At 68.5% G+C, this 9023-nt stretch carries 6 protein-coding genes and 1 pseudogene; 3 read left to right on the forward strand and 4 right to left on the reverse strand.

Features of this window, described 5'->3' with window-relative positions; translation table 11 throughout:
* Positions 1 to 687 precede the first annotated feature (687 nt).
* The 3 genes and pseudogenes from FF096_RS25920 to FF096_RS25930 form a co-directional block, all read right to left on the reverse strand.
* Positions 688 to 1950, reverse strand: coding sequence for an ATP-binding protein (locus FF096_RS25920; RefSeq protein ID WP_309223928.1), 1263 nt, complete (start codon positions 1948 to 1950; stop codon positions 688 to 690).
* Positions 1951 to 2084: 134 nt separating this feature from the next.
* Positions 2085 to 2462 (reverse strand): annotated as a pseudogene (locus tag FF096_RS26965) (hypothetical protein); the annotation flags it as partial.
* 53 nt (positions 2463 to 2515) lie between these two features.
* A complete protein-coding gene (locus tag FF096_RS25930; protein ID WP_155222178.1) occupies positions 2516 to 4864 on the reverse strand; it encodes a DEAD/DEAH box helicase in 2349 nt (782 codons plus the stop codon).
* A gap of 61 nt (positions 4865 to 4925) precedes the next feature.
* Here FF096_RS25930 and FF096_RS25935 point away from each other — a divergent pair, with 61 nt between their 5' ends.
* The 3 genes from FF096_RS25935 to FF096_RS25945 all read left to right on the forward strand — a co-directional run bounded on the left by FF096_RS25935 (position 4926) and on the right by FF096_RS25945 (position 7956).
* Positions 4926 to 5237 (forward strand): hypothetical protein, encoded by a 312-nt coding sequence (locus FF096_RS25935; RefSeq protein WP_230462990.1) that lies wholly within the window; start codon positions 4926 to 4928, stop codon positions 5235 to 5237.
* 6 nt (positions 5238 to 5243) lie between these two features.
* Entirely contained in the window at positions 5244 to 6395 is a 1152-nt protein-coding gene (locus FF096_RS25940; protein ID WP_230462991.1) for a hypothetical protein, read from the forward strand.
* Positions 6396 to 6750: 355 nt separating this feature from the next.
* Entirely contained in the window at positions 6751 to 7956 is a 1206-nt protein-coding gene (locus tag FF096_RS25945; RefSeq protein WP_155222180.1) for an IS110 family transposase, read from the forward strand.
* 59 nt (positions 7957 to 8015) lie between these two features.
* On the opposite strand, the gene FF096_RS25950 is transcribed toward FF096_RS25945, so the two are convergent.
* Positions 8016 to 8900: a helix-turn-helix transcriptional regulator gene (locus FF096_RS25950; protein ID WP_309223929.1), complete on the reverse strand. Its 885-nt coding sequence runs from the start codon at positions 8898 to 8900 to the stop codon at positions 8016 to 8018.
* Positions 8901 to 9023 lie beyond the last annotated feature (123 nt).

The following is a 9023-nucleotide window of genomic DNA, read 5'->3' on the forward strand; positions in this document are numbered from 1 at the left end:
GGGCCGGACATCTCATACCGCCGAGGTTGAGGCGCGAATCGGCCATTACCGGCCCGAAGACGAAACAAACGTCCAGTGAAGTCACCCGGCCAGAACAGCGCCGCGCCCAAAGCTCACACGGCCTCTCACCAGACACCCGCCCTGGCCAGAATTGATCCGGGCCGAGTCCGGACCATGATGATCTTCCTGATGTGTGCGGCGTGTGCTCTCCAGCCGGTACCACCCTGGGTCAACCCGTACCAATCTGGGTCACCGCAGCCCACCGCCGGTCGCAAACCGGGGTTGATGTGATCGGGCGGTGGTCATGGGCTGCGGGAACAGGGTTTCCGACGACGTGGGTGAACGTGGGCCACTCCCTGCCACCCCAGGTGAACCCCCAGGTCGCTAGACTAGGCCCTCGCGCCCTCGTAGCTCAGGGGATAGAGCATCGGTTTCCTAACCCGACGCTCCGTGTGTAGCCGCAGGCCGACGGCCTGCGGCTTCTCCCGTTCCAGGCGTCCTGCGCCGGTCGCACCCGCGCGCCGCTGTGATCGCCTGCGGAAGCCCAGCGAAGTGCGTAAGTGCTGCTCAGCTTCACTATTCCATCGACCGCCGTGTAGGTCTCCTGCGACAGGCTGCGCCTGGCCCGGCGTCGGGCTGCGCCCCACCCTGGCGTACTTACGGGAGCGACCTACGGAAGGGGCGAGGTCAGGCCGGTGGCGGTGCGGACGTCTGCCACAGTGCGCTGACCGGCAGGGCGCGGAGTTTGTCGCCGAACGGCAGCGTGGAGGTGCCGGTGTAGAGGACGATGCCGGCGATGAAGTCGTCGCCCAGGCGGTCGGCGAGTCGGCGTAGCCCGCGGAAGTCGTCGGGTCCGACGGTGGTGGCTGCTTTGACCTCGATCCCCACGACCTGGCCCGCTCGGTTCTCGAGCACCGCGTCGACTTCGTACCTGCTCTGGTCGCGGTAGTGGGACAGGTCGACGGGCTGCTCGGACCAGGTGAGCTGGCGAGAGAGTTCGGACAGGACGAATGATTCGAGTAATGGGCCGAATGGTGCACCCGGCCGGAGCAGCGCCCGGGCGTCGGTCGCGGTCTCGTTGGCGGCGATACCCGAGTCGACGAAGATCATTTTCGGTGCGGCGGTGGCGCGGGTGCCCAGGTTGCGGGACCAGCCGGGGATCCGCTTGATCAGGAAGATCTCCTCCAGAGCTTGGAGGTAACGGGCGATCGTCGGCCGGCTCAGTCCGAGTGCGGATTCGAGGGAGTTGGCGGCGATGATGGTCGCGGATCTGGCCGCGAGTAGGCGTACCAGCTTGCGGAGTTCGCCCTTGTGCTGGATGTCGGACAGTTGCCGGACATCGCGGTCGATGAGCGCTTGGACGTAGGCGTCGAGGAAACGTTGGCGGCGGCGCGGGTCGGTGCGGGTGGTGGCCTCGGGTAGGCCGCCGCGCACGATTCTGGCCGCGTAGTCGGCGCGGGTCACGTCCGACTCGTGTCGCAGGTCAGGGCCGAGCGCGAAGATGGCATCGACGAATCCGTCCGGCGCTTGGTCGAGTTCGCCTTGAGACAGCGGCCAGAGTTCGACGGTTTCCATCCGGCCGGGCAGGGCGTCCGGGGCGGCCACCATGCCGAAGAGGCGGGACGAGCCGGTGAGCAGGTACCGGCCTGGGCGCGGGTCCTCGTCGACGGCTGCCTTGATGGCCAGTAGGAGCTCCGGGGCGCGCTGGATCTCGTCGACGACCAGGAGCTCGGAGGAGTCCACGAAGCCGACCGGGTCGGCGATCGCCGCCGCCCGGTCCTGTGCCCGGTCAAGGTCGCGGCGCTCGGCGAGACGATCGCCGGCGACGATGCGGACCAGCGTGCTCTTGCCTGTCTGGCGTGCTCCGCTGATCAGCACGACACGGGTGTCGGCCAGCGCGGCGTCGACCTGCGCGGCGGCCCGGCGTGGAATCAGCTGCGGTGTCGGCACGATGTCATGATAGGCAACACGGTTTCGATCTGCGAGTACCTTCGCATTCGATTTGCGGCGAAACCGCGTTCGAGATGCGGCGACTCGGTGTTCGATTTGCGGAATCTCTGGGGCGTTCTTGCATGGTTCTACCGCTATGTCATGTTGTTGCGGTTGATGGCGAGTTCGGGGAAGGTGTCCTCCCAGCGCTGGCGGAGCTGGGATGGCAGCCAGAGGGTGGGCCAGAGCCGTCGGAGGAGGTCGGCGTCGAGCCATTTGTTCAGTTCCTCGACGGTGCTGGCTTCGGTGAGTACCACCTTGTACATGCTGGCCAGCCGTGCGGGCCGGTCAAGGTTGTACTCGGCGTGCCCGGACCAGTCGAGATGACGCGGAAGCGTCACCGTGCCTCCGGTCGGGCCGTGCAGTTCGGCAAGGGTTTCGGCCACCACGTAGAGCCGCCGCTCGCCGTAGGGTCGGTAGTCCGCCGGCGGCTGGGGTGACGTCCTGCGCCGGCTGAGGTTGGTTGCTCGTCTGGTCACACCCCATAGCCGGCGGGACCAGTCGTGGTGATCGCGATGGGAAGCACTCATGTTCTGGTGAAGCCGAGTGTCCGGTATCCGGGCATGCGGCGTGGGAGTGAGGCGGCGAGGATGGGAGTGGCCGGGTCGTGATAGTCGTGGACCTCGGCGAGGTCCTTTCCGGGCGCGGCGCGGATGACGCGTCCGGCGCATTGGACGAGTAGGCCGTCGTAGGAGATCGGGCCCGCGAGGAAGAGGGTGTCGAGGGCGGGGGCGTCGAAGCCTTCACCGATGAACGGTGTGGTGCCGATGACGAGGAGGCCGTCGCCGGTCTTGGCGCCGTCGAGCCGGTCAACGATGCTCCGCCGTTCGCGGGTGCTCATCGCGCCTTGCAGCACCAGCGGCTGATGTCCGCGTGCGGCGAGCAGAGTGGTGAGTGCCTCGACGTGGGCGACTCGTCGGGTCAGGACGAGACAGTTGCGGCCGCGGGTCAGGGCTGCGACGACATCGTCGGCGATCTGGGTGTTGCGGGGCTCGTCGAGGGCCAGTCTTCGGTGCACCTCGGCGAGCGCGCCGGGCGCGTCCAGGTCGACGTCGCCGGGTTGGAATGTGGTTTCGTGGATGAACAGCGCTCGTCGGGGTCCGGCGTCGGCGTGCATCGCTGCCGCGAGGGTGTCTTGTTCCTCGTCGGTCAGGGTGCGGCGGACGGGGCCGAGTTGCCAGGTGACGAGTTGGCCGAGGCCGTCGCGTCGGGTGGGGGTGGCGGTGAGGCCGAGCCAGAACCGCGCGGCGATTCGTTTGACCGAGTGCTCGTAGGCTGCGGCGCCGAGGTGGTGGCATTCGTCGACGATGACGTGCCCGTACCCCTGGGTCAGGGTGACGACGTCGTCGCGTCGGGCGAGGGAGGGCAGCAGTGCGATGTCCACCGTGCCGGTGAGTTTGCGTCGGCCGCCGCCGAGTTGACCGGGCTTGATGCCAAGGAACCGCTCGATGCGGGTGCGCCACTGGTCGGCGAGGGCTTTGCGGTCGACGAGGACGAGGGTGGAGGTGTTGCGTTCGGCGATCACGGCGCAGGCCATGACGGTCTTGCCGGAGCCCGGTGGGGCGACCAGGATTCCGTCGTCGTGGGCGAGAAGCGCGCCGACCGCGTCGGCCTGCTTGCCGGTGAGTTCGGCGGTGAACGCGGTGTCGATCTCGGTGCCGGGGTTTCGTGCGTCCGTGACGGCCAGTCGCGACCCGGCGCGTTCGACGATGGCGGCGATGGTGTGCCGCAGGCCTCGCGGGAGGACCAGGCAGTCGTCGAGGGTGAGGTCGTAGCCCTGGATGAAGCGTGGGGTGTCCCAGGTGGACTTACGTAGCCGCTGCAGCTCGTAGAACTTCGGGTTGGCCATGGCGGCGGCATGTTTGAACGTCGCCAGCGCGGCAGGGGTGAGCTGGCCGGCGTCGAGGCTCAGCCCGGCACCGGCTTCCGCGTGGACCACCGGAGGCAGCGGAGGATGGACCTGCGTCGCGGCGGACCGGCCCATCGTGGCGACATTGGCACCGGTGACGGCCTGCTTGGCCTGCCGGGCGACGTGTTCGGCATCGCCGGGGCTGAGCCGGTCCAGCGTCGACAGGAACGCCCACTGATCGGCATACGGCTCGAGGGTGCCGAGGTCGAGAAAGGTGGTCAGTCCGTCCTTGCGGCGGCGGCCCTGCAGCGGTGCGGCGATGAGGTTGCCGAAGCCACCTTCGGGCAGGACGTCCTGGTTGGGGAACAGCCGGTCGTACGAGCGCAGGTCCATCGACCCGCGTAGCACCATCGCCTCACGCAGCAGAACCGTGCCGACGGCGCGCGCGGTGGCCGCGGGAACAGCGCCGGTAAAGAAGACCCACACGTGGGCGCCGCGACCTGACTGGGAGATCTCCAACGCGGCGGGCACCGCGCTGGCTCGCGCCGCCTTCACGTACGCGAGGGCGTCGAGCATCGCCGTCGGCCCGTCGAAGTCGGCCACGACGAAATGGCAGGTGTTGCCGGGCATCAGCGGATACAGGCCCATGAACACATCGCCGACCAGATGCGCCGCGACGACCTCCGTCGTACGGGGCAGGTAGGTGGCACCCCGCCGATCCATACCCTTACGCCAACCGCCGGCGACCGCGGGCATCCACCCGGCAGCACCGGTACGGGCGTTCTCCCACCGCACGGCGTACACGTCGGCCCGGGCCCGGAACCGGTCGGCGAACAACGCCAGCTTGTCCCGCGTCGGGGAAGCCATGGTGACCAGCCCCGGCGGCTCCACCGGCGCGGACAACTGCTCCGGTGCCGCAGTCGTGTCCGCACCGCGCAGCTGCAGCAGACGTCCCAGCCGGGCGTTCTCCGCCCGTAACCGCTCCACCTCCCGCCGAAGATCGACGAACTCGGCCACCGAACCCATGCCGACCATCCTCGCGCATCAGGCTCCGAACACCCCGACACCGGTCCGCTATCCTCCGCCGATGGCATCGAGAGGCAACGCCACGCTGGAGGCGAAGATCGAGGAAGCCACCGTCGACACGGACGGTCACGAGGACGAGCGTGCCGGACTGTTCGCCAGGATCGAGGAGCATCTGGCGGTGCCGTTCACCACCACCGTCCTCGGCGTCGAGGTCACCGTGCGGACGATCGACCTGACCGCGGACACCATCGTCGCGGTCTGCGCCCGAGGCCACCACCGGCAGCGGATCGGCCTGCTCGACCTGCCGCTACCCACCCCGCCACCGGACGGCGCCGGGTGGATCGACGCTTACCGGCACTGGGCCGGAAGGTAGGCCACGGTGAGCGAGTACCAGTACTACGAGTTCACCGCCGTCGACCGGCCCCTCACCGGCCGGGAGCGGGCCGAGTTGCGGTCGCTGTCGACCCGGGCCGACATCACCGCCACCAGCTTCGTCAACACCTACGAGTGGGGCGACTTCAAGGGCGACCCGCGAAAGCTGATGGAACGGTACTTCGACGCGCACCTGTACCTGGCGAACTGGGGGACCCGCCGGCTCATGCTGCGGCTACCGAAACACGTGCTGGACCCCGCCACGGTGGCCCAGTACTGCCAGGGTGACAGCGCGGCCATGTGGACCGCTGGCACGCACATCATCATCGACCTGCATGACGAGGACGAGGACGGCGTCGACGAGTGGGAGCTCGACGGCCACGGTCTGCTCACCTCCATCATCCCGGTCCGGGCCAGCCTCGCCGCGGGCGACCTGCGCCTGCTCTACCTGGCCTGGCTGCGCTGCGTACAGTCCGCCGAGATCGCCGACGACGAGCCCGAACCACCCGTCCCGGCCGGACTGGGCGCCCTCAACGCGCCCCTCACCACCGCCGCCGAATTCCTGCGCATCGACCCCGACCTGATCGCGGCCGCGGCGGCCGGGTCGACGCCGGCCGCCTCCGGCGAACCGACCGCCGCGCACCTACGCACCTGGGTCGTCGGACTGCCCGCAAGGGACAAGGACGCCATCCTGACCGACCTGATCACCAGCGGCGACAGCCACCTACGCAACCGACTGCTGCGCCGTTACCGCGACGCGCATTCCGCCGAGGCGTCTACCCCGACGGCCACCCGTACTGCCGGTCAACTGCTCGCCACCGCCGCGCAGTTGCGCGCCGTGCGGAAGCGACGGGATGCCGAGCAGCGGGAACGCGACCGGATTCGCCGCGAACGGTCCGCCGCAGCCGCCCGACAACGACACCTCGACACCCTCGCAGTCGACCAACCCGCCGCCTGGCAGCGGGTCGACGAACTCATCGCCACCAAGAAACCCCGCGAGTACGACACCGCCGTACAACTCCTCGTCGACCTGCGCGAACTCGGCGAACGCGACGGGGACACCTCATCGTTCCGACACCGGCTGGCCGAGCTACGGGCGGCGCACGCCCGCAAGCCCAGCCTGCTCGAACGCCTCAACCTCGCAGGCCTCGACACCTGACGCATGGTTCGCCGCCGGTGGCCATCACCGAGGCGCGCAAGATCGTGGACTGCTCGGCGTCCCCGGCGCGACGTCTCTGACAGCGGCGGCTTGGGCTCCGGGTGTCCGTCGGGACCCGCAACCGGACATAGAACCGTGTCGTTTGGCGGGGTGGACCCGGAGGGTCGGGTGACTGTCTGGGTGTGTGCTGCCGATGTCATGGCCAGCTAGGAGTAGGACGCCCCGACCCTCGCTGACGACCGCTGTATCAGCACTGGATGGAGACTTGCGACCGATCGCCCTTTCCGAAGTTGTGGCTACTGAACCGCGGCGGGTCCACGCCCCTTGACCAGACAACCGAAGAGGGTGATGCCCGATGGGCAGCCTGTGGGCCGGCGTCGACGTCGGCAAGACCCACCACCACGTGTGCGTCATTGACGACGACGGCACCGTGGTGGTGTCCGAGAAGATTCCGAACGACCAGCAGGCCATCTCCGGCATCGCCGGGCGGCTCGGCAAACGCCGCAAGCCGATCCGCTGGGCCGTCGACCTACGCGGCGGACCAGCGGCGCTGCTGTTGGCGGTCCTGTTCGACCGGAATGCGGACGTGCGCTACGTCAGCGGCACGGTCACCTCACGGATGGCGGAGGCGTTCCACGGCGAACGCAAGACCGACGCCCACGACGCCTACGTCATCGCCCAGACCCTGCGCATGCGCGGCGACCTACCGACCCTCACCCTCGCCGACGGGGTGCAGCAGCAGTTGAAGCTGCTCGTCTCCCGCCGCCTCGACCTGGTCGCCGACCGGGTCCGCACCACCGCCCGCATCCAGGACCTGCTGGCCATGATCAGCCCAGCGCTCGAGAAGACGCTGAACCTGCGCAGCAAGGGCGCGCTGCGGCTCCTCGCGCAGTGGCAGACACCCGCCGGACTGCGCCGCGCCGGTGAAGCCCGCATCCTGGACTACCTGGGCCAGCACGGCGTCCGGGCCGCCAGGGCACTCACCGCCAAAGTCCTCACCGCCGCCCGGACGCAGACCATCGCCGTCGCCGGAGAGGCCACCGTGGCCGGGATCGTGGCGCAGATGGCCACCGACCTGGAAGCGGTCAACGACCGCATCACCGCCATCGAAGAAAGCATCGCCGTGATTATCGCCGAGCACGAGCTGGGAGAGATCGTCACCAGCCTGCCCGGCATCGGCAACACCCTCGCCGCCGAGTTCCTCGCCCACGCCGGCACCCTCACCACCTACCCCAGCGCCGCCGCACTCGCCGCCCACGCCGGGCTCGCGCCGATCTCCCGCGACTCCGGCCGCAGACAGGGTCACCAGATCCGGCCGCACCGCTACCACCGGGGCCTACGCCGGGTGTTCAGCATGTCCAGCTTCACCGCCCTGACCCACTGCCCACAATCACGCGCCTACTACGACAAGAAGAGAGCTGAGGGTAAGACCCACCGCCAAGCCACCGCCGCCCTGTCCAGACAACGCCTCAACGTCCTCTGGGCCTGCATCCGCGACAAGACCCCCTACCAGCCCAAACAAGCAAGATCAGCAAAGGTTGTGCTGTGCGAACTTGCGTAGAGACTCCATGCCGTACCGGTGGATGTGGATGTGCCCTGTCCGCGCCGCTCGCACGAGAGCTAGGCAGATGCCTGCACCCGAAGGGACCCACGGATCTCTTCGAGCAGGCGCTGGGCGTCGTCGCCCTTCGCCGCCTGGCGGTACAGGTCCTCGAAGGAGGCCTTGTAGCCGGCGACCGCCGCCTCGTCCTCGACGAGAGCGACATCGTCCGGCAGGGCGTCGAGATAGACCACGTCCGGGTCCACGTCCCACTCGAACTCGTGCAGGGAGAAGGGGCCGACAAGAGCGGAATTGGCCGCGGTGTCCCGCCCGAGCACCACGACGTGCAGATGATCCGGAAGCCGGAACAGAATGTGTTCGACCTGCTCCAGCATGAGTTGGGTGTTCTCCACGGACTTGAGGGCGCGTTCGTCCAGAACGATGCGCACCTCGCGTTGCGGTTGCGCGAAGACACGAGCCTGGCGGGCCAGGCGCAACTGCACACGCGCGTCCGCGGCGGCTTCGTCGCCGCGATACCGCGGTCCTATGGTCACCACCAACTGGGCGTACCGCTTGGTCTGCAGCAGCCCAGGTATGAGGAAGGGGTGGTACTGGCTGATGCGCCACGAATCGTCCTCGTAGCCGAGGAAGTCCATGTACGACGCCGAGACGTACTCGCGGTACTCCGCCGCCCAGTGCCGCCGCCGCGCCAACCTCGCCAAGCCGAGCAGGTCACGTACCTGGCCGGCGTCACGCACCTGATAGAAGTCCAGCAGCGCGCGGAGGTCGTTGACGGAGATGCTGACCGACCCGTTCTCGATCCGCGTCACCTTCGACAGCGACCAGTCCATCTCCTGGCGCACGTCCTCCAGGGAAAGCCCCCGGTCGAGTCGCAACTGGCGCAGCACGAGACGTAGCCGCCTGCGATTCGTGGTCGGTCCCTGCCCGCCCGTCGTCACGTCCACGCCCCCCACCCAGCAACTGCAAAAGGCAAATTGAACAAGGAATCCGGCCTAGTACGGCAGCCGCCAATTGCTAGCTGACCAGGGTGTAGTCCCTGCTTAGCCGTGCGCGTTGGTGGAACCAGC

Origin of the sequence: Micromonospora sp. CP22, assembly GCF_009712475.1 — a bacterium.
In the GTDB taxonomy this organism is placed as follows: domain Bacteria; phylum Actinomycetota; class Actinomycetes; order Mycobacteriales; family Micromonosporaceae; genus Micromonospora.

What these genes read in the sequence shown, in the direction of transcription:
- FF096_RS25945 (WP_155222180.1), top strand. Translation starts at nt 6,751, where the DNA reads ATGGGCAGCCTGTGGGCCGGCGTCGACGTCGGCAAGACCCACCACCAC.
- FF096_RS25930 (WP_155222178.1), bottom strand. Translation starts at nt 4,864, where the DNA reads ATGGGTTCGGTGGCCGAGTTCGTCGATCTTCGGCGGGAGGTGGAGCGG.
- FF096_RS25935 (WP_230462990.1), top strand. Translation starts at nt 4,926, where the DNA reads ATGGCATCGAGAGGCAACGCCACGCTGGAGGCGAAGATCGAGGAAGCC.